Consider the following 20,657-nt stretch of genomic DNA (forward strand, 5'->3'; position numbering starts at 1 on the left):
GGTCTACTCGCCGGGTTCGACCAGCTGGAACGTGTGCTGAATCGACGCGATGGGGGAGTCGGGCGTGAGCTTGCCTCGGCGCGGGTAGGTCCTCGGCGCGGCGGCCGAGAAGAGCGTGACCGTGATCTTCCACTCACCGGGCGTGAGCTCGTCCGGCGACTCCAGGAGGAACACGAAGTTCTCTCGCAGCCCCAGGAAAACGAGCACCGGATAGTCGTCCACACGCGTCTCTGCACCCGGAACAGGCCGCTCCACTCGAACGCTGGCTGTCAGTCGCCGTCCCGGTGGGCCGCCCGCGAACCGATACTCCAGGCCGAACGCCCGACCCAGGCTGCAGGGAACCTCCGAACCCGGATGTAGCGGACGGAAGAGCCCGTCCCCTGTGGATTCGAACTCCCCCTCGAACTCGATTTCAGCACCGGTGCACTCGTAGGGGACCCCGTAGCGGCGGTAGTCCACGAACTCGCCGTGCATCATGAAGCCGTGTGCTTCGACTTGCCCCTCGCCGGTCACTCTTCCCCGCTGCTCCGCGAACTCGGCGAGGCTCATGCCGATCATCGCAGCCGGCGCCTCTGCCGCCAGGCGCTCCATCGTCGCCGTCGCCTCCGCGATGCGGTCCGCCGCCCGGGCGCCCTGCGCGTCGGCCTCCGCCAGCCGCAGCTCCGCGAACGCACGCCAGACCTCGAGGCTCGGGTAGTCCGTGTGCAATCCCGTGTGCTGGCGTGGCCTTCTGCCGCCGCGCTTGTCGAGCAGGACCGCGCCGCGCCAGGCTTCTTCGGCGGCTTCGTTTTGGCCCAGCGCGACCAGGCATTCCCACTGGCGCGCGAGCTGAAGGTCCAGGTTGAATCCGCCTGCTGCGAGCGCCCGCACCGCGTCAAGCGCTGGTTCGTAGGCGCGGTAGTAGCAGAGCTTGCTGGCCGCGAGATCGAACGCCACGGCGGCTCGCACGCGCACGGCCGGAACAGGGTCCTCGAGCAGGCTGGCAAGCGACGCGCTCGCTTCCGCCAGACGCGCGGGCTCCAGGGACGTGGCGCGGACGAGAGCCAGGAACTCGTCCGCCACGCCGCGTCGGATGACGGGGTCTTCGGCCCTGTGCCGGTTCTCCTTCACCATCCGCGCCGCGGCCGACGGCGTGGTCGACCCCTCCGCGATGACCGGTTCCGGCAGACCCAGGAGCACCTCGGGCAGCAGCTTCTCCATGCGCAGGCGGGGGTCCGTCGCGAGGTCCTTCGTGCGTGGGCATGCGCGCTGCTCCTGCCTCACCTGGTCGACCAGGAGGCGTGACTCGTCGTGCTCGCCGAGGGCTTCCAGGAGGTAGGCGAGATCGAGTTGGCGGTGCCAGAGCGGAGAAGGGTCGGAGGGCGAATGGGGCCAACGCGAGGCCGTCGGCAGAACGCGAAGGCACGTCGCTCCCTCCAGTTCTTGATCCCAGGCCACGGCGTAGAGCCATGACGCGATCAGCTCCAGGCAGGAAACTCGCCCGCTGTAGCTGCGCCGTCCGACCCGGAGAATCACGCTCGCGCCATCCAGTTCGACGGTGTGGGCAGGGACCTCCGTGGGTGTCCCGCGCATCGGGGAGGCTGCCGGGCCATCGTTCGGCAGCGTCGTGTCGAAGAGCGCGAAGTAGCGTGGCAAGAGCATCGCAAGGACCCCGGTGATTCGCTGCTTCAGGGCCGCTGACGGATCCGCCTCCCGCTCGACCGGAAGGGGCTCGCCGATGCGCATTCCGTTCAAGAATCGGCCGTGCCGATCGCTCGCGACGGCTCCCACCACGGCAAAGGTCGCGAGGTCCGCGCCGGGAATCGCCAGAGGCTGGCGGTGCAGGTCGAACCAGTAGATGTGCTCCTCATCCCTGGCGTAGCCGCAGCCCAGGAGAAGGAAGGAATCGGCGTCCACCGGAAGCGGCTCCCCGATGCCGTGGGGTGCTGCGACGTACGCCTCTCCCGCGACCTTGAGAACGAGATGGACATCGTCGCGAAGCACCTCCACGTCACCGGCGAAGGCCTTGGGCCGAGCCTTGGACGTGAGCTGCTCTCGGCCGCTGAGTCGGTAGAAAAGTCGTCGGCCATCGGCCGCCACGTCGTTGCCGAAGGCGACGAACGTCGAAGGGCTGGCACCGGCGACCTTTCTGCCCGAGAAGTAGACCTGCCTGGCATCCAGCGCCCAGGAAGGGTCCACTTCCAGAACCCGAAACGTCGTCGCGTCCGCGCCGCGAACCACCTTGCCCGCATGGCGGACCTTCCCCGAATCCACGCTGTAGATCATCTGGTCCAGAGGTTAGCGAGCCGCCGGACGGGACAGCTCTTCTATCGTCCGGGAGGAAGAATGTTCGCCATACACGGGCGAGGTCGGAGTCCGCGCAGGGGGTAGGAAATCGTGGATTTCGGCGCTACGTAAGGGCTCGCGGTCGGTTAGATCGCACGCTCGACTCACCGAGGGCCCGGGGCCCCGACCCATGAACGCACTCTCCCACCTCCTCCTCGCCCTCTCGCCCATCCTGGCTCTCCACGGGGAGGCCTCCGCCACCGGTTTCTCCGGCGGGAACCTGGCCCTCTCCATGGGTGAGCTCACTTCGGGACCGCGGGCGAGCGGCCGTGGGATCGAGTGGGCTGAGACCTTCGACGGCGCTCTGGAGTCCGCGGCGACCGACGGCAAGGTCGTCTTCATCGCCGTCAACATGGACGGCGAGAGCGCCAACGAACGGATGCTCAAGGCCGTCTACGGCGACAAGCGGATCATCGAGCTGAGCGAGGGATCCGTGAACCTGATCGCGTCGGCGGACGAACACAAGGCCTCGGGAACCTGTCCTCGCTTCGGCTGTTCCAGCTGCAAGCAGCACCAGTCCGTGGACATCTCGGTGCGGGAGAAGATCCTGAAGCCCGACGTCTCCGGCGCGGTCGTCGCGCCGCAGCACGTGTTCCTGGCGCCCGATGGATCGGTGATCCTCTCGGTTCCCTACGAGATCCACGCCGATGAACTCGAGTGGTGCTTCCTCACGGCCTTCGCGAGCCTCGACAAGGACGCGGGCGCGCGAAAGGTCACCAGGGGGCAGCGTCCGCGGCGCGTCATCATGGGCGGCGTGATCGACCTCGGCGGCGGGCTCGCGCCCATCACGCGCGAGGAAGCGCTCGAACTCATCGCCGATCACAAGAAGGGCTCCAAGAAGAAGGACGCCATGGCCACGCTCCGCCGGCTGGTGACCGCGGATGAGCCCGAAGCCCGTGAGTACGTTCTCGCCATGCTGCGCGCAGGTGGCGCCGGCGGTGGAGGCCGCGGCGGCGGAAGTGCCGAAGGACCCCGCGAGGAACTCCTTCGCTGGATCGGAGTCGTTTCGCCGACCTCCTACTGGGAGGTCTGCGCGGAGTTTGCGGACAGCGGGACCGAGGCCGCCCAGCTGGAAGCCCTGGTGGCGCTGGAACAGCTGTCCGCCCGGGAGTCGCTTCCGATGCTGATGAAGGCTCTCCGGCGCGCGTCGACGGACACGCACGAGCAATGCGTGTTGCGCGCGATCGGGGCCTCTGCGCGGGAGGACAAGAAAGCGCGTACCGCCCTGTTGCGCGCTTCGATCGATCCGAAGTCGCCGGGCGTCCGTGCGAATGCGCTGCTGGCACTCGGCTGGCTCGATCGGGCCGACGAGGTCGACGAGCGCCTGCGACAGGCAGCTCTGCCCGTGATGCACGGGGAGAAGTCCAAGGTCGCGGCGAAGGACGTCACGGGCCATGAACGCCTCGGCGCCGTCGTGGCGATGGGGCTCACGCGCGGGGAGCGCTGGCGGGATCTCTTGCAGGGGATCAGCGAGGACGCGGAGGAACCTGAGCCGCTTCGCGACGCCGCGCGCGCGAGCCTCGAGGTCATCGGAGGCGCGCCTTACGCGAAGCTCAGCGCCGCTCTGGCGGAAGCTGGCGGAGACGAGATCCCGCGGGATCGACTGTTCCGGGCCGCGCCAAGGCGCCGCCGCGAGTAGCGCCTCCCGCGGCACCTTCCGCCGTTTTCGCCCGCCGATCGGGGAGCGCGCCTGTCATGCTGGTCCGCCACCATGGATCTGCTCGCCCGACGAACCGCCTGCCCGCCTCCCAGCGACCATTGAGCAGTCTGTTCAGCCGCGCGGTCTTCCCCGTCGATTCCAATCGCCTTCGGCTCCGGAACCGCGTCCTCATGGTTGTGGCCATCGTGCTCACCTTCGTGATGATCGAGCGCGCGGCCGACACCACGGAAGGGGTCATCGTGCGCAACATGGCCTTCGGCGAGCGCTTTCTCGCAGGCGACGATCCCTACATGGATCCGGTCCGGGGCGAGCTGATCCACGGGCCTTATCCACCGTCCTTCGTCTGGGTCTGCGCGCCGCTGGCCACGCTCCCTCGGCCGCTCGCGCGGCGGGTCTGGTGCCTGGCACAGATCGGAGCGCTCGTGGGCCTCTACTCGCTCCTGAGGCGGCGGCTCGCCGAGTCGAGCCCCGACCTCGTCCGGCACATGCCCGCGCTCTTCACGATCGCGCTTCTGCTCGTCAGTCGCTTCGTGCTGCGGGACATGAAAGGCGGCGGCGGCAACCTGCTCTACGGTCTGCTCGCGGTCTTTGCGATCGACCGTAGTCTGCGGGATCGCCAGGTGCTGGCGGGCCTCGCGCTCTCGGCGGGTTTGCTCGTGAAGCCGAACCTCGCCCCGGTGCTCTTCTTTCTGCTGCTGCGTCGGCGCTGGCGCACGCTCGCCACCGTCGCGATCGTCGTTCCGCTTCTTTTCGCGGCGCCGGGGCTCTGGTACGGGACCGAGGCGTACTTCGCGCTGGTGAAGCGCTGGCTCACCGACGTGCTCACCTACGCGAACCTGCACGACCTGCATGACTCGACGCTCGTGCCCGAGGGGATGCCCGCGGCCGAGTCGGCCATGAATCAGTCGCTGCGTGAGTCCGTGCACCGCCTGCTGCGGCCTCCGGGAGACTCCGGCGCGTACGACATCCACTGGATCGAGGTCGCGCCGCTGACCGCGGTGCGGATCGCCCAGGGAATCGCGCTGAGCCTGCTCGCGGGCCTCAGCTGGCGCGCGCTCCGCGCCCGCGACGCGGCCGAGGTCTGGTTTCTCGGGCTCGCGTTCCTGCCCCTCTGCCTGCTTCTCTCGCCCGTGACCTGGAAGGCGCATCACGCCGTGCTGCTGCCGTTCGTCTTCCAGCTGGTGTGGATGGCGAAGCGCCTTCCATCGAGGCGGAGGTGGCTCATCGGCGTCTTCTTGATCTACTACGTCGTCTGTAACCTGGCGAATACCGAGGTTCTCGGGCAGGAGGCCGGGGACTACATGCAGTCGCTCTCCGTCGTGGCCTGGGCCGATGTCCTGATGGTGCTCGCCGCGATTCCACTCAGCGTCTTCGCACGCCAGATCCCGTCCGAACCATGCTTGCGTCCCTGACCCTACTCTGCCTTGCCCCGGGAGCCGCGCCGTCGCCCGTCGGGTCGAGCCCCGAGGATCCGCTCCCCTTCGTCAGCAGTCACGTCGACGTGGGCAAGAAGGGTGAGACGCTCGCTCTGCGCGACCTCGAGGGCGACGGCACCCTGGAACTCCTTCGCGTGAACGCCCGCGGGCTCGGCGTGCGTGCGCTGACGGCCGAAGGCGCCTACGCAGAGAACGAGGTGCTGCTCCCCTGGTCGACGGCGACCACGGGCTGGGACCTAGCGGATCTCGACGGCGACGGCGTGACCGAGCTTCTCACGGTCACGGACGGCGAGCACCTCGTGCGCCGCCGATTCACCGGCGAAGGCTGGGACGACGGCGACGTCCTCGCCGGGATGCCCATCTACCTGCCCTCCGGCCTGAGTCGGGTCCCGTTCGCACGCGATGTCGACGGCGACGAGCGCCTTGATCTCGTGCTCCCGGGGCCCGGGCGCTTTCACATCCTCCTGAATCGGAGCACCGTCGTCGAAGGCGACACGCAGCTCGGATGGGCATCGCCGCTTCTCGTCGAGTTCGACCCGAACGTCGACTACGACTTCGGCGACCCGATGCGGCTCTCCTCCACCTTCGGCCAGTCGATCATCGTCCCCTTCTTCACCGTGGAGGACGTCGACGGCGACGGCAGACAGGATCTCGTCAGTGAGGTCGACGACCGGATCTCGGTGCACCTGGCTCGACCGGAGATCGATTCGCTGCCGACGTGGGAGCTGGATCTCTCCGGTTTCAAGGATGCGCCGACCCTGCGCGACGTGGACCTCGACAATCTCCTGGGCTCCGTCAGCGGCTTCGCGCAATGGCGCATCGCGGACCTGGATGGGGTCCCGCCGAACGACCTCGTCATGGGGGCCGAGGGCGAAGTCCGCGTGTACCTCGGCGGCGGGGCCAAGGGCGCCAGCGGTGATCCGGACCAGGTGCTGAAGGCGAGCGGGAACGTGCTTCGTTTCTTCGTGCGCGACGTCGCCGGGGACCCGCGCCCCGATCTCCAGATCGTGCGAGGGGAGCGGGTCTCGCTCTCGCGGCTCCTCAAGTACCTGGTCCTTCCCGGCCAGCTCGACTTCGACGTGCTCACCTACGAGAACCAGGACGGAGCCCTCGCGCGTCGCCCGACCCAGCGCGCGACGATCGGGCTGCGCGTGCCGCGGCTCATCACGTTCTTCGGCGAGGCCGAGGAACTCGGCGATCGCATCGAAGCCCAGTGGAAGATCCCGGCGATCCGGATCGACTGGGATAGGGACGGCTCCAGCGACGACGTGATCGACGAGGTCGACGGCGAACTATGGCTCTATCGCAACGCGGCGCCTCCGGAGCATCGACTGGAGCACGTGACGATGTCCCGCGGCATCGAGGGGCTGGTGGAGCAGGTCGTTCTTCGCGATACGGACCGGCTCGGCGACGGCGGTCTCACGGTGATCGACATCGAAACCCTCGACGATTTCGTGGGCTCACCGGGCGCGGCGTTGCGGGCCGCGGTCGCCGGGCGCGAAACCGCGCTGAAGATGCCGCTGCGGTCGGGCGTCGAGGATCGGGAGTTCCGCGCGGTCGATCTGAACGCAGACGGCAAGACCGATATCCTCACGGTCATCGAGGGCGACGGCACCTACCGGGTCGAGTTCCTCGTCCAGCGTTGACGCGGGCTCGTCGCGGGGGCGCCGCGAGCGGATCAGTCGAGCGTGCTCCCGTCGACGATCGCGTCGTGCGGAACGTCATCCGCGTGATCGTGAGTGACCGGCTCCAGGTGGCTCGTGATCTGGACGTGGCTCTGGGGGAAGAGCGCGCGCTGCTCCGCCTCGATCTGCGAAGCTCGATCATGGGCTTCGACCAGCGAGAGGTCGTCTTCCATGAGCAGGTGCTGTTCGAGCCAGATCTGGTCGTTGACCCGCCGGTGGCGGACGTGGTGATGGCCCTTGATCCGATCGGTCGCGGCCGCGCGGTCCAGCACCTCCATCACGCGCGCGGTCTCGTCGATATCGATCGTCTCCATGAGCCCTGCGAAGGCCTCACGGATCAGCCGGCCGCTGGTCCAGAGAATATTGAGCCCCATCAGGATCGCCACGACCGGGTCGAGCCACACGGCGCCCGTGGCCCACACGAGGGCCACGCCGACCACGACCCCGAGGCTCGTCCACATGTCCGTGAGCACGTGGTATCCGTTCGCGACGAGCACGAGGGCGTTGGTAGAGCGACCCACGCGCACGAGCGCCAGTCCCAGGAACAGGTTGATGAGCCCGAGCGCCCCGGTGATGGCGAGCCCGATGCCGAGGTGCTCGACCTCGGGGCCTTCGATCAGGTCCAGCGTGGCCTGGATGAGGATGATGACGGCGGCGATCAGGATCAGTCCGCCCTCGATCCCCGACGAGAAGTACGCGATCTTCCCGTGGCCGTAGGGGTGCTGGTCGTCCGGGGGCTGGGAGGCGTACCACAGGCTGAATCCCGCCATCGCCGTCGCGGCGAAGTGGACGACCGACTCGGCCGCGTCCGAGAAGATCGCGGAGGAGCCCGTCAACGACCACGCCGCGAGCTTCCCGATGAGCATCACTACGGCGACCCCGAGGCTCAGGGTCATCACCTGGCGCTGGAGCGCGACGTTGCGCTCGGGGTCGCTCGCGCTGATCTCTTGCGCCTCTGCGGACGTGTGCAGGTGCGGGCTCACCGGGCTACTTCTCGCGAAGGTAGTTGAAGGCGTCCTTCGGCCCGTAGGTCGTCCCCGCCGCGTGGTTGAGCGCGTCGAGGATCTTGGTCATGACGTTCCGCGTGAGCTGCCGGCCCTTGACGCCGCGGCTCACCATCTTGTGCGTCAGTCCGTTGCCGATGTCGACCAGGGACATGGACGCCTCGACCAGGTCGTTCGGTTTCAGCCCGTGGGCGGCCATGAGGTCCCCGAGGGGCTGGGGACCGTGGTCGCGGGAGCCGGGGGTCGTGTCTGAATGAGTCATCTGCGGAGGATCCTATCCGCAGGATGCGTCCGGAGGCTCCTCGCGAACTGATCCGCTGGGATAAGGGCTGATCTCCAGGGATCGGAAGCGTCACCGGTCTGTCACGTGGGACCATGGATCGCGATGATCCTAAGTCCATGGGGAACGGCGCGTTAGGATGAATGTGTCGTGCTTGGATGCGCCCTGGCACTGCGCTCGCTTACGGGGATTGCCACGCAAGACGCGGAGAAACATCATGAGTCACCAGCACCATCACGAGACCCTGCCCCAGGTCGCCTACGAGACCATCGAAACGGCGAAGGGTGTTCCCATCAAGGCCTGGACCCTCGGGGTCGGGATCGAGGAGGGCGCGCGCCGCCAGCTCATCCAGACGTCCCAGCTTCCCATCATCCATGGCCACCTGGCCGTGATGCCAGACGTGCACTGGGGGATGGGAGCGACGATCGGCTCGGTGATCCCGACGCTCGGGGCCATCGTTCCGGCGGCGGTGGGGGTCGACATCGGATGCGGCATGTGCGCGGCGCGCACGAGCCTCATGGCGAGCGACCTCCCCGACGACCTGAAGCCGATGCGGCTCGCCATCGAGGCGGCGATTCCCCACGGGCGCACGACGCGCGGCCGTGACAAGGGGTCCTGGCACGACGTGCCGAAGCGCGTGGGGAACCTCTGGAAGGCCCACCTCGAGAAGGGCTTCGGTGCCCTGACGGATCGCTACAAGTCGCTCAAGAACACGAACAACCTGAACCATCTCGGAACGCTCGGGGGCGGCAACCACTTCGTGGAGGTCTGCCTCGACGAGGAGGACCGCGTCTGGTTCATGCTGCACTCGGGTTCGCGCGGCGTCGGCAACCGAATCGCTTCGGTGTTCATCGAGAAGGCGCGCAAGGACATGGAGGCCGCGGGCGCCCATGTTCCGCATCGAGATCTCAGCTACCTGACCGAGGGAACCGAGCACTTCGAGGACTACGTCGAGGCGCTGCTCTGGGCCCAGGAGTTCGCCCGACTCAACCGTCAGGTGATGATGGAGAACCTGATCGAAGCGGTCACGAAGCTGCCTGGGATCAAGCCCTTCCGGGCGGACGCCACGGTCGTGAACTGTCACCACAACTACGTGGCGAAGGAGCACCACATGGGCAAGGACGTCTGGCTCACCCGCAAGGGCGCGGTTCGCGCCGGGCTGGGGGACATGGGGATCATCCCGGGTTCGATGGGGGCCAAGAGCTTCATCGTCCGCGGGAAGGGCAACCCGGAGGCCTTCGATTCGTGTAGCCACGGAGCGGGGCGAGTCATGTCGCGCTCGGCGGCCAAGCGTCAGTTCACGGTCGACGACCAGATCGAGGCGACGAAGCACGTGGAGTGCCGTAAGGACGCGTCGGTGATCGACGAGATCCCGATGGCGTACAAGGATATCGAGAAAGTGATGGAGGCCCAGAAGTCGCTCGTCGACATCGTGCACACGCTCCGCCAGGTCGTGTGCGTGAAGGGCTGAGGCCGAGCGAAGCTCGTACGACGGAAGAGGAAGAGATGAAACCCAGCAGCCAGCAAGACGAGCTTCACATCGACGGACGCCAGGGCGAGGGCGGGGGCCAGGTGCTACGCACCTCGCTCTCGCTCGCCGCCGCGCTGGGCCGTCCCATCACCATCGAGAACGTGCGGGGGGGCCGGAAGAAGCCGGGCCTCCTGCGCCAGCACCGAACCGCGCTGCGCGCCGTCCGCGATCTCACCGAAGGTCAAATCGAGGGCGACGACCTCGGCAGCACCTCCGTGCGCTTCCTGCCGGGCGAGCGCTGTCACGGAGGGAACTACCACTTCGCCATCGGCTCGGCCGGCAGCACGATGCTCGTGCTGCAGACGGTGCTGCCGCCCTTGCTGCTCGCCGACGCTCCCTCCACGCTCATGCTGGAGGGGGGCACCCACAACCCCGCCGCGCCGCCGTTCGAGATGTTCGCGGAGTCGTTCCTGCCGCAGCTACGTTCCATCGGGCTGGAGGTCGAAGCCACGCTCCTGCGCCCCGGGTTCTTTCCCGCGGGCGGCGGGCAGCTGCGCGTCGAGATCCAGCCAGCCGGAGGCACGCAGCCCCTGCGCCTCCTGGAGCGCGGCAAGCCAGGCGCCGCCTCGTGCGAGGTGGTCGTCCAGAACCTCTCCAGCAACGTGCCGGACCGCGAGTGGAAGACCTTCCAGAAGCGTACCTACTGGAAGTCGAGTCAGCTCAGCGTCCGTGACGTCCAGCGCGGCCGCGGCCCGGGCAACGTGATGTTCGCGCGGCAGCCCTTCGAGAACGTCACGACGCTCCACGCCTCCTTCGGGATGCGAACCCTGTCGAGTGAACTCGTGGGTTCCCATCTCGCGGGCCTCGTCCGCGGCTACGACGCCAGCGATGCCCCGGTCTGCGAGCACCTCGCCGACCAGCTCATGTTGCCCCTCGCACTCTTCAGTGGTGGTACCTATCGCTGCGTGCAGGTCTCGGAGCACACGCGCACCAACGCCGATGTGATCAACCTCTTTTTGCCTGGGGCTGTGACCATCGAGCTGGAGAGCCCGGCACCGGAGCCGCCTCCATCCGGACGTACTGGCTCGGCGCTCGTTCGTGTTGAGCCGAGGCTTTCGGACCACCTGATCTGACTCGACCCAGCCGTCCCAACCCAGCCGCCCCAAGCGTCCGCCAGGACGCCCGGGCTTCGCTCAGCCCCCGGAGGGGGCTGAGCCGCCCGCGCGAGGCTCGCCCTCGCGGCCCGTGCGGCGAGCACGCCCGCCCGGCGAGGGCGCCTGTCCGGCGAGGACGCCTGCGCGGCGAGCGCCACGCGGTGCAACCGCTATTTCGCCGTCAGGCGAAATGCCAGAGATACTGCGCGCTGTCACGGCGATAGGACGGCCCGGCTCCACTTGCCTTGGTCGCAGTCCCGCCCGCCGCTGACTTCTCGACACCGACTGCCTGCCGTTCGCGCGAAGCGTCGAACGCGTGGGCTGAGGCTTCCCGCTGGCGGCTTGTGGGCTGCCCGCTAACGGCTGCCCCAGCAGGTCTCCCGGTACAGACTGCCTGCCGTTCGCGCGAAGCGTCGAACGCGTGGGCTGAGGCTTCCCGCTGACGGCTTGTGGGCTGCCCGCTAACGGCTGCCCCAGCAGGTCTCCCGGTACAGACTGCCTGCCGTTCGCGCGAAGCGTCGAACGCGTGGGCTGAGGCTTCCCGCTGACGACTTCGGTGCTGCCCGCTGGAGCGCTCGCCCGCATGGGCGAGCTGGGCAGATGTCGGACTTGCCTCTCAGACCTCAGACCTCAGACCTCAGACCCGCCAAGCTCGCCCTGACGGGCGAGCGCTCCAGCGGGTAGCACGCAAGCCGTCAGCGGGAAGCCTCAGCCCACGCGTTCGACGCTTCGCGCGAACGGCAGGCAGTCCGTGTCGGGAGACCTACTGCGGGCGGGTCTCCTGCCAATGCAAGTGGAGCCGGGCCGTCCTATCGTTGTGACAGCGCGCAGTATCTCTGGCATTTCGCCTGACGGCGAAATAGCGGTTGCACCGCTGTGCGCTCGCCGCGCAGGCGTCCTCGCCGGACGGGCGCCCTCGCCGGGCAGGCGTCCTCGCCGGACAGGCGTGCTCGCCGCACGGGCCGCGCGGGCGAGCCGCGCGCGGGCCGCTCAATCCCTTCGGGGCCGAGCCGGGCCCGGGTGTCCTTCGGACACGCGGAGCTCACGCTGTTCAGAGGTGCACGCTGTTCAAAGGTCCACGACAGCCTCACTCGTCGGCGAGCGCCGCATAGACGCGCTGGCTGAGATCACCGACCGCCGCATGGGCCGCCGCGTCACCAGGTAGGGCCTCCAGGTGAGCATGGGCACGACCGAGCCAATCGGCCTCGTCGTGCCCGCTGCCCTTCAGCAACCCGTGCAGCGAGAGCGCCGCCTCACATCTCCCGACCGCCACCGGAAAGTGCGTGGGGGAGGTCTCGGCCAATCCTTCGTAGAGCGTGTACGCGCGAGTGAGCTGCGTCGAGGCGTTCGATGTCTCGCCGTGCCGGGCCTGGATCTGGCCGGAGATCAGAACGAGGTCCGCGATCGACCGCGTGCGATGGAAGGACGGCGAGAGCTTCAGCTCGTGAACATTGGCGAGATCCGTCGCGTCCCGCGCCACGGCGAGCAGCGCCTCACGATCGTGAGAACGCTCCGCGATCTCGGCACGGACGTCCAGGGCGGCCATCCATGAGATGAGCTCCTGGACCTGTGGATCTGCCTTCGACAGCTCAGGGAGCGAAGCGGCGCACTCCGCATAGATCGCGCGGCTCGTCTCCAGCTCGCCCCGCTGGGCGAGAAGCCTTGCCGCATTCAGGCGCATGGTCAGCGCGTTGGCATCGAGCACCCGGTTCGATCCGTGGTCTTCGGCGAGGGCGCGACTCGTCTCCAGAAGCTGGGCCGCGCTCTCTTCCACGGTTTCACCGGGAGCGGCCACCTCGCGGCCCTTGGAACCGTCTCCGTCCGTGGCCGCTCGGACGCTCAGCAGGTTGGCCTTCATCGCGCGGATACGGCTCCGCAGGTAGGCGCTTCGCCCCGCGATCCCACTTCCTTCCGGCTCGTCCGCCGCTCGAACCTCGTCGAGTCGTTCTTCCAGCGCATGGAGGTCCAGCAGCGCGCTGCCCGTGATCTCGTCGAGGGCCCTGAACTCACCCGCTGCCTCACGCACTCTTCCCTCGGTCAGCGCCGCGCGGGCCGAGCTGATCCTAGCGTCGATGCTCTGCAGCTCCGACGCAGGCCGAAAGGACGCCAGTTCGCTTCGCGCGGCCGCGACCATTCCCTCGGCCTCTTGCAGATCGCCCAGGCGCGTTCGCAGCATCGCAAGCTCCATGGCGAAGCCCGCCGTCACGGGATTCCCCGTTCGACCCTGCGCCGCCAGGCCCGTGCGGACCAGCTCGATCCCGCGCTCCATCTCGTCCGCCGCCGCCGCGCTTGGGCCCTGGCTTCGGACCGCGTGCTCGGCTTTCCGGATCAGGGCTTCGCCGAGGCGCGCCTGAAGCTCCGGGTCCTCCTGTCGCTCGGCGATCGTGATGCCGCGTCGCAGGATCCGGTCGACGGCGTGGTCCGTCCCGGGGATTCCCGAGAGGGACTCCACCGTGTCACCGAGGAGCAGTCGGAGCGATTCCCGAAGGTCATCGAGGTGCGCCTCTGCCACGCGCGTCTGCAGCGCGAGCTGCTCGTTCGCGGCACGGGCCCGGCGCGCTTCGGTCCAGCTGGACGCGTAGCCGAGCGCCACGGCCAGCATCAGCGCCGCGGAGAGTCCCGCGACGAGTCGATGGCGAGCCACGATCCGGCGCGCCCGCCGGAACGGTCCGTCCTTCCGCGAAAGAACGGGTTCGCCCGCGAGCCAGCGCTGGAGTTCGTCCCGAAAAGCCCCGGCATCCGGAGGCCGGCGCGCGGGCTCCTTGCGCAGCGCCGCCTCGAGAATCGCTTCGAGATCTCGATGCTTGAGCGCGCGAACGATCTGGGCTCGCGAGCTGCCGCGCAGCCTGGCGAGCTCGTCGACGTCCGGTGATCCCGAGAACGCGTCGGACGGTGGCGATGGCTCCAGCGTCCGGGACTGCTCGAGCGCCTCGGCGGTGCTGACGCGCGCGAGCTGGAGAGGGGGGGCTCCCGTGAGGAGTTCGTAGGTGAGCACGCCCAGCGAGTACACATCGCTGGTCGCGCGCAGCGGCTGGCCACGGAACTGCTCGGGGCTGGCGTAGTTCGGCGTCAGGTAGCGGTTGACGTCGAACGTCACCATGCTGTCGGCGTTCTTCTCGGGATCGAGCACCTTCGCGACGCCGAAGTCGAGCAGCGTCGGGCGCCCTTCGAGGTCCACGAGGACGTTCGACGGCTTGATGTCCCGGTGCACGACGTGCATGCGGTGGGCGGCCATCACCGCGTCGGCGACGCTGACGATGAGCTGCACGCGCTCGCGCACCGACAGGTGCCGCTCGTCCGCGTACTCGTCGATTCGCTGGCCCTCGATGAGCTCCATCACGATGTACGGCGTGCCGTCCGGCTCGGTGCCGGCGCCGAGCATCTTCGCGATCCCGGGATGGCGGAGGCTGGCGAGGATCTGACGTTCGCGCTCGAACCGCGCGACGACCTCCCGGTCCGCGAGGCCGGGGTGAAGCTTCTTGATCGCCACCCGTCGCCGATAGGTGCCGTCGGCACGCACCGCCAGCCAGACGTCGGCCATCCCGCCGCGACCCAGCCGGCTTCGAACCTCCCAGGGACCGAGCCTCTCCGGCGGCGCCGTCTTGCCAGGCGTGTCGAGGAACGCCTTCAGCGGAGCCCCGAGATCGACGTCGTCGTCCGCGGCGTGCTCCCGCTCGAGGAGCGCCAGAACGCGCTCCGCGTGCTCGGGCGAACTCGCATGACGGCGAACGAATCCCTCTCGCTCCTGCGGAGCGAGATCGAGCGCACTCTCGAGAAGCTGGCGCGTCGCCTTCCAGGCTGCGCCGTCGGCTGACGCCTCGGAGAGTGGTTCCATCAAGGGTGAGGGTAGAAATTCATCATGGTGAGCGCGATGCATCCGGCGCCGTCCATGCGCGAACTCACCCGGTAAGCCCTCAGGGGATCCCGATTTTATACCGTCTTGAGCCGTTTCCACGAATCTCTCCTCGGCTCCAGGACGGCCCCGCCACGCATGCTGCGCGTCGGCCCCACGGACGCTGGCCCGTGGACGGCTCCACCTCGCTCCAGGGCGTTCGCTATACTCCTTCGAAATCGGGCCAAGAGACACCTCGCCCCATCACCCATGACGCCAGATCTCCAAGACCTGTCCGCCGCGGCATCCGCGGGTAAGGGGGTGCGCGTCCGCTCCTTGCTGGCCCGATTCCAGGACGTTCGCACCGCGACGGAAGCCTGGACCGAGCTTCTGGAGCCGGGAGATTTCGTGCTTCAGTCGATGCCGGATGCCTCCCCCACAGGTTGGCACCTCGCGCACACCACATGGTTCTTCGAGGAGTTCGTCCTGTGCGGTTTTGCCCCGGGTCACGAGCGATTCCATCCACGCTTTCAGTACCTGTTCAACAGCTACTACGAGACGGTGGGAGAGCGCGTCGCGCGCCATCGACGCGGCATGCTGAGTCGTCCAGGGATCGGGGTGATTCGAGAGTACCGCTCGTCCGTGACCGCCGCTGTCAGTGATCTTCTCATGCGGCTGGAAGGAGACGAGCTGGAGCGAGCGCTTGAGGTCATCGAGATCGGCCTGCAGCACGAGCAGCAGCATCAGGAGCTGATGGTCACGGACCTGAAGCATGCCTTCTCCATCAATCCCATGCGCCCTTCAATCGTCGATCGCCCTCCCCGTGCCGAGCCGCGGACGATCGAAGGACCCACCAGGGCGATCATCTTCATCGAGCATGACGAGGGTCTGTTCACGGTGGGCGTGAACGAGGGGGAGGACTTCACGTTCGACAACGAAGGGCCAAGCCATCGCGTGTTCCTGCCGGCCTTCGGGCTCGCCGATCGCCTGGTCACCTGCGGCGAGTGGATGGAGTTCATGGAGGCGGGCGGCTACGACGAGCCGCGGCACTGGCTCAGCGCGGGCTGGGCGCGTCGAAACAGCCTGGAGGACCGCTGGACCGCGCCGCTCTACTGGGAGAATCGCGACGGGGAGTGGTGGCGCTTCACGGTCCACGGCGATGCTCCCGTGGATCCGGCGGAGCCCGTCGCGCACATCAGCTACTACGAGGCGGACGCGTACGCCCGCTGGCGAGGCCTCCGGCTTCCCACCGAGTTCGAGTGGGAGGTCGCCGCGATTCAGGCTGGCCGTGACGCCGCCCTCGACGGCCGCTTTCGCGAGAGCCTCCGGTTCGAGCCAGGGCGAGCCTCCGAACCGGTCGAGCCCGCCGGGGGGCCGGCGCGTCTTCGCCAGCTGTTCGGGGACGCGTGGGAGTGGACCTCCAGCGCCTACGCCGCGTACCCGCGCTACGCCCCCGACACGGGCGCGCTCGGGGAATACAACGGCAAGTTCATGTCCGGTCAATTCGTCCTTCGGGGCGGATCCTGCGCGACGCCCGAGTCGCACATCCGGAGTACCTATCGCAACTTCTTTCCGGCGGACGCACGCTGGCAATTCTCTGGCCTTCGTCTCGCCCGTGATTCACAAAACTGAAGCGGCCACCGCCGCCCCCGAGTCCTCTCCGCTCCACGCCATCCTCGACGGTCTGCGCGCGAATCCGCGCACCTTGCCAGCGGCCCTGTTCTACGACGACCGCGGATCGAAGCTCTTCGACGCGATCACGCGGCTCCCCGAGTACTACCAGACCCGGACGGAGCGGGCGATCCTCGAGGACGTCGCGCCGAGGCTCCTCGAGGACCTCGGGGACAGCCTCGAACTGGTTGAGTTCGGAGCGGGCTCCGCCGAGAAGACGGAGACGCTCCTGAGGGAACTCGACGTTCAGACCTACCTGCCCATCGACGTCAGCGAGTACTACCTCGAGACCTCGGCGGAGCGCTTGCGCGGGCGGTTCCCTGATCTCCAGGTGCGCCCGATCCTGGCCGACTACACGCGGCCCGTGAAGCTCGGGCCGATGGGGGCCAAGACTCGCGTCGGGTTCTTTCCGGGCGGAACGATCGGGAACTACCACCCGGAGGGCGCGGCCGCCTTCCTTCGCCGGGCGTCCGCCATGCTCGGCCCCGGCGGAGCCTTCATCCTCGGCGCGGACCTGCTCAAGGACCCGGCTCGCCTGCACGCCGCCTACAACGATGCGGCGGGCGTGACGGCCGAGTTCAACCTGAACATTCTCCGTCACCTGAACGAGTCCCACGGGGCGGACTTTCACCTGGACCGCTGGTACCACCACGCCCTCTTCGACCCGAAAAACGCCCGGATCGAGATGCATCTCGTCAGCGATCGAGAGCAGGTCGTCGAGGTCGGCGGCGAGCGCTTCGAGTTCGATGCGTTCGAGTCGATCTGGACGGAGAGCAGCTACAAGTACAGCGAGTCGAAGCTCCGTCGCCTGGCCCGGGCCGGGGACTTCGAGTGCGAGGAGTTTTGGACCGATCCTGACAGGTTGTTCAGCGTTTCGCTTCTGCGGGTCCCTGACAAGCGCTGAGCCGGTACTCCTCTGTCGGGGGAACCCGTGAGTCGCCGTCGGCTCGCGGGAAATTGATCGATTCTCGGTAAGACCTGGGGCCATGGGAGCAAGACCTCCCTGAGCGCTTCTCTCGTAGAGCGCTCCCCGCGTTCATTGGGGCCGTCCAGGGTGTCGTTTCGCGACCTATCCGACCGTCCCATTCCGAGAGCGCCGGCGCGCCAGGGGACGGTTGCGTCGGAGCATCGCGCGTGTCGTCGTCCGGGGGTGTACCCCGGGCGGCGGCACCGCACCCTTCCGCCCAGCGTGTTCGCGCTCTTCCCCACGCCGTTCGACGGGGCATCGACCCCGTCGCAGCCTTCGGCGACCGTGGGAGCCGATGGTCTCGGGGCAGCTCGACGGGTCTGGCTAGCCTCACGCCTTGGCGGCGAGTAGGTCCCTCACGATCGCACCGTGATGACGCGCGTGCAGCGCGGCAAAGCGAAGCCAGTGAGTTGCCGCCAGGGGCCCGAGTTCCTGGTGCGGGATCCAGCCCGGGGCCGCCTCAATCTCGGCCTCGATCGTCCGGAGCTGCTCGAGGGCCTCGCGGTTCAGGCGAAGCTCCATCTCCAGGAACTCTGGATTCACCTCGTCGTCCGGCGTCACCATGCGTGGAGCCCTCGCCTCACCCCTCGGAGTGCTGTCACTTCGCAGCACCGCCGACGCGCGGTCTTCGATCGCGCCCTCAGCCTGGATCAGCCGGCCCTTTCCGGCGACCAGGGAGCGGACGTGTTGGAAGGCCAGGTCGGTGGCCAGGGCGATGTGGTACAGGTGCTGCTCCACGCTCCACCCAGAGACCTCGGGGGCCCGGGTGCGACAGGTCATGATCCCCTGTGCCCGCAGCTCCTCGAATTCGACGAAGGCCTCGTTGAGGCGATGGAACTCTTGCCGAACATCGATCTCTGACACTTGCATCCCGAGAGGGTATCCTCTTTCCCGCCCCGGCGGTCCCCGCCGGATGCGAGTCCTTGCGGACTCCCATGGGCCCTTAGCTCAGTCGGTTAGAGCGCGCGACTCATAATCGCTCGGTCGTTGGTTCGAGTCCAACAGGGCCTACTCTTCATGGCGTTTCGCTGGTGGTGACTCGGCGTGCTTCTCCTACCCGTTGGCGCGCTACGGGTCCCGGTGGGGGGGGGCGTCCTCGCCGGACGGGCCTCGAGGGCGCGCCTCGCGAGGGCCGCCCCGCGCTCTGCGAGCGCTGAAGTGGACCCGGATGCCCTGATCGGCTCGGGGATCTGATCAGGCGCCCACTCCCGGGAGGGTTCAGTGAAGGGAACTCTTGCAAGCGCCCGGCCATAGGTGGATCCTCATGGGCATGAAGTTCGCCGATCCGAAACGCTCCCTCTGCCGTCACTCCGCCCCCAACCTCCTCCGGGTCGGGCTCCTCGGGCTCGGAGCCCTCACGTTCGCAGGTTTCTCCGCCAGCTGTGCCTCGAATTCGCCGCGCGAGTACATGGAAGGCGACGCGCCGAGGAGCGAGGTCGGCTCCCGCGAGGCCAGCTACGCCGTCGCGACGACACCCGCTGACCTCAAGCGGGTGATCGCAGAGGACCTGGAAGAGAAGAACGCGGACCGCGTGTACTCGGGCCTCGAGGCCTTCGTCGGCGAGAACGTTTCCCGCGGAACGGCCAAGCGCGCGCACCTCATCTGGGAGTCCGTCAAGCCGACGACGATGCTCCAGTACGGACAGGGAAGGAGCGTGATGACCGGCGTGAAGCAGCTCGGCGACCTCCTCGCCAACGAGGGCGAGAAGGAGATGCAGACGGCGTTCGAGAGCCTTCGCCAGGGTGACTTCGAGGAGGTCCAGCGCCTGCACGACGAGCCCATGGGGATCTTCCACCCGTCCACGGCCGCGATGTCCCGCGAGGTGCGGCCCTACGCGCTCCTCGCTGACGGAGTGCTGTCTTACCGCGATGTGGCGGCGAGCGCCGACCCGAGCGAAGCGGACGTCCAGGTGGCGCTCGACAAGTTGAGCCTCGCGCAGTCGGAGCTCGCGAAGATCGGCGAGACGAAAGGCATGTTCCTCGCGGACGCCGCGGCGGCCCAGGCGCTCGAGCGAGCAGGCCAGATCGACGCCGCCGCGGAGTACTGGATGCGCATCGCGGACTCGGATGAGTTCACGGCGCAGCCGGACGTGATGCGCAACCTCGTGGCCGCGCGGATCAAGACCTACGGCGTGCGGATGAAGGAGCGCCTGATCGTCGAGGTCGAGGCGGAGCGCCGCGCGGAGCTGCGCGCTCGCGACGCCCAGTACAGCGCGCAAGTCGAGAAGCTCGAGGAGAAGCACCAGTCGTTCGATAGCTGGGCGCGCCAGGGCTTCGCCAGCACCGCGCGCCGCATGGCGGAACTCTCCAGGGAAGATGATCAACAGAAGGCGGGTCTCGCCTCGCTCGCCGCGACCGCCCAGGAGCGCGACGCGGAACTCGGTCGTGCCCAGGACTCTCTCGCCGTTCGACTCGGCGCGCTCGGTGATCGCACTTCGGGGATCGAGGGGCGCACGTCGGGTCTGGAGGAGCGCACCGACGAACTCGGCGAGCGCGACGACGCGATAGCGCTGCGCATGGACCTCGAGGTGGCCCGGCTGCGCGGCAACCTCGATGAAGCCGTCGCCGGCCTCCGATCGGATCAAGCCGGGCTGACGGCGCGCGCGGACGCCCTTGAGCGACGTGCCGCCGAGCTGACCAGCAGCACCGCGGCGAACGCCACCGATATCGACGCCGTGAAGCGCGAGGCGACGGGCCTTCGGGAAGAAGCCGCTGCGCTGCGCACCCAGGCCGCGACCCTGGCGAGCGAGACCTCAGAGCTCCGCGCTGGCATGGACAAGAACCGTCAGTCCAGCCAGCAGCTTGCGGCGGAAATCGCCGGCCGGGACGCGGAACTCGCCCAGAGCCTGAAGGACCTCGCGAGCTATCAGGCGGCGGTCGAAGAGCTCACGGCGAACACCGCGCTGGAGGCCATGGCGCCCCTTACCGCGGAGGCCACCACGACCGAGCCCACCGATTCAGGGGACTCGGCCGGGTCCACGGAAGCGGTCGAGTCCACGGAGGGAACGCTGCCCGCCGACTCGGTCCCAGCGTCCACCGAGAGCCGCGGTGGGGTCATGTCGCTGCCCGCGTACCTCGCCATCCACTCCGTGCAGGACGTCTTCGGGGTCGACGGTCAGATGCAGCAGCTGACCGCGTTCTTCATGCCCGAGTGATCCCGAACACCGCGCATC

13 protein-coding genes and 1 tRNA gene are annotated in these 20,657 nt (G+C 68.2%); 9 read left to right on the forward strand and 5 right to left on the reverse strand.

The features are described 5' to 3' along the window. Window positions 1-3: 3 nt before the first annotated feature. Window positions 4-2,265, reverse strand: coding sequence for a DKNYY domain-containing protein (locus Poly30_RS07830; protein WP_145195992.1), 2,262 nt, complete (start codon window positions 2,263-2,265; stop codon window positions 4-6). Between the two features lie 190 nt (window positions 2,266-2,455). On the opposite strand from Poly30_RS07830, the gene Poly30_RS07835 reads away from it, so the two are divergent. The 3 genes from Poly30_RS07835 (at window position 2,456) to Poly30_RS07845 (ending at window position 7,067) form a co-directional block, all read left to right on the forward strand. After that, window positions 2,456-3,964, forward strand: coding sequence for a hypothetical protein (locus Poly30_RS07835; protein WP_145195994.1), 1,509 nt, complete (start codon window positions 2,456-2,458; stop codon window positions 3,962-3,964). Between the two features lie 191 nt (window positions 3,965-4,155). Then, window positions 4,156-5,397, forward strand: a complete 1,242-nt coding sequence (locus Poly30_RS07840) for a glycosyltransferase family 87 protein (protein ID WP_419191101.1) — start codon at window positions 4,156-4,158, stop codon at window positions 5,395-5,397. Then, complete coding sequence (locus tag Poly30_RS07845) at window positions 5,382-7,067, forward strand: hypothetical protein (protein WP_145195999.1); 1,686 nt, start codon at window positions 5,382-5,384, stop codon at window positions 7,065-7,067. Before Poly30_RS07840 ends, Poly30_RS07845 begins: the two co-directional genes overlap by 16 nt. Window positions 7,068-7,099: 32 nt before the next feature. On the opposite strand, the gene Poly30_RS07850 is transcribed toward Poly30_RS07845, so the two are convergent. After that, window positions 7,100-8,089, reverse strand: a complete 990-nt coding sequence (locus Poly30_RS07850) for a cation diffusion facilitator family transporter (protein ID WP_419191102.1) — start codon at window positions 8,087-8,089, stop codon at window positions 7,100-7,102. Window positions 8,090-8,093: 4 nt separating this feature from the next. Beyond that, window positions 8,094-8,372, reverse strand: a complete 279-nt coding sequence (locus Poly30_RS07855; RefSeq protein WP_145196001.1) for a hypothetical protein — start codon at window positions 8,370-8,372, stop codon at window positions 8,094-8,096. Window positions 8,373-8,634: 262 nt separating this feature from the next. On the opposite strand from Poly30_RS07855, the gene Poly30_RS07860 reads away from it, so the two are divergent. Continuing rightward, on the forward strand, window positions 8,635-9,861 hold the full coding sequence (locus Poly30_RS07860) for an RtcB family protein (RefSeq protein WP_419191406.1): 1,227 nt from the start codon (window positions 8,635-8,637) through the stop codon (window positions 9,859-9,861). A 35-nt stretch (window positions 9,862-9,896) separates the two neighbouring features. After that, window positions 9,897-10,994, forward strand: a complete 1,098-nt coding sequence (gene rtcA, locus Poly30_RS07865; protein WP_145196006.1) for an RNA 3'-terminal phosphate cyclase — start codon at window positions 9,897-9,899, stop codon at window positions 10,992-10,994. 1,108 nt (window positions 10,995-12,102) lie between these two features. Here the strand turns inward: rtcA and Poly30_RS07870 are convergent. Further along, a complete protein-coding gene (locus Poly30_RS07870) occupies window positions 12,103-14,850 on the reverse strand; it encodes a serine/threonine protein kinase (protein ID WP_419191103.1) in 2,748 nt (915 codons plus the stop codon). 267 nt (window positions 14,851-15,117) lie between these two features. Here Poly30_RS07870 and egtB point away from each other — a divergent pair, with 267 nt between their 5' ends. Together egtB and egtD are read left to right on the forward strand one after the other, a co-directional pair. Further along, window positions 15,118-16,479, forward strand: coding sequence for an ergothioneine biosynthesis protein EgtB (gene egtB, locus Poly30_RS07875; protein ID WP_145196010.1), 1,362 nt, complete (start codon window positions 15,118-15,120; stop codon window positions 16,477-16,479). Continuing rightward, window positions 16,463-17,422 carry an L-histidine N(alpha)-methyltransferase gene (gene egtD / locus Poly30_RS07880; protein WP_419191104.1) on the forward strand — a complete coding sequence of 320 codons (960 nt, stop codon included), beginning with the start codon at window positions 16,463-16,465 and terminating at the stop codon, window positions 17,420-17,422. The genes egtB and egtD overlap by 17 nt, the downstream gene beginning before the upstream one ends. Window positions 17,423-17,815: 393 nt before the next feature. On the opposite strand, the gene Poly30_RS07885 is transcribed toward egtD, so the two are convergent. Then, the gene (locus Poly30_RS07885; RefSeq protein WP_145196013.1) at window positions 17,816-18,355 is read right to left on the reverse strand and encodes a DinB family protein; all 540 of its coding nucleotides are present in this window, start codon (window positions 18,353-18,355) and stop codon (window positions 17,816-17,818) included. A gap of 67 nt (window positions 18,356-18,422) precedes the next feature. On the opposite strand from Poly30_RS07885, the gene Poly30_RS07890 reads away from it, so the two are divergent. Together Poly30_RS07890 and Poly30_RS07895 are read left to right on the forward strand one after the other, a co-directional pair. Beyond that, window positions 18,423-18,496: transfer RNA gene (locus tag Poly30_RS07890), tRNA-Ile, on the forward strand. A 259-nt stretch (window positions 18,497-18,755) separates the two neighbouring features. Then, window positions 18,756-20,639 carry a coiled-coil domain-containing protein gene (locus Poly30_RS07895; protein WP_145196015.1) on the forward strand — a complete coding sequence of 628 codons (1,884 nt, stop codon included), beginning with the start codon at window positions 18,756-18,758 and terminating at the stop codon, window positions 20,637-20,639. The last annotated feature ends 18 nt before the right edge of the window (window positions 20,640-20,657 follow it).

Source organism: Saltatorellus ferox (assembly GCA_007751475.1).
Classification (GTDB): domain Bacteria; phylum Planctomycetota; class UBA1135; order UBA1135.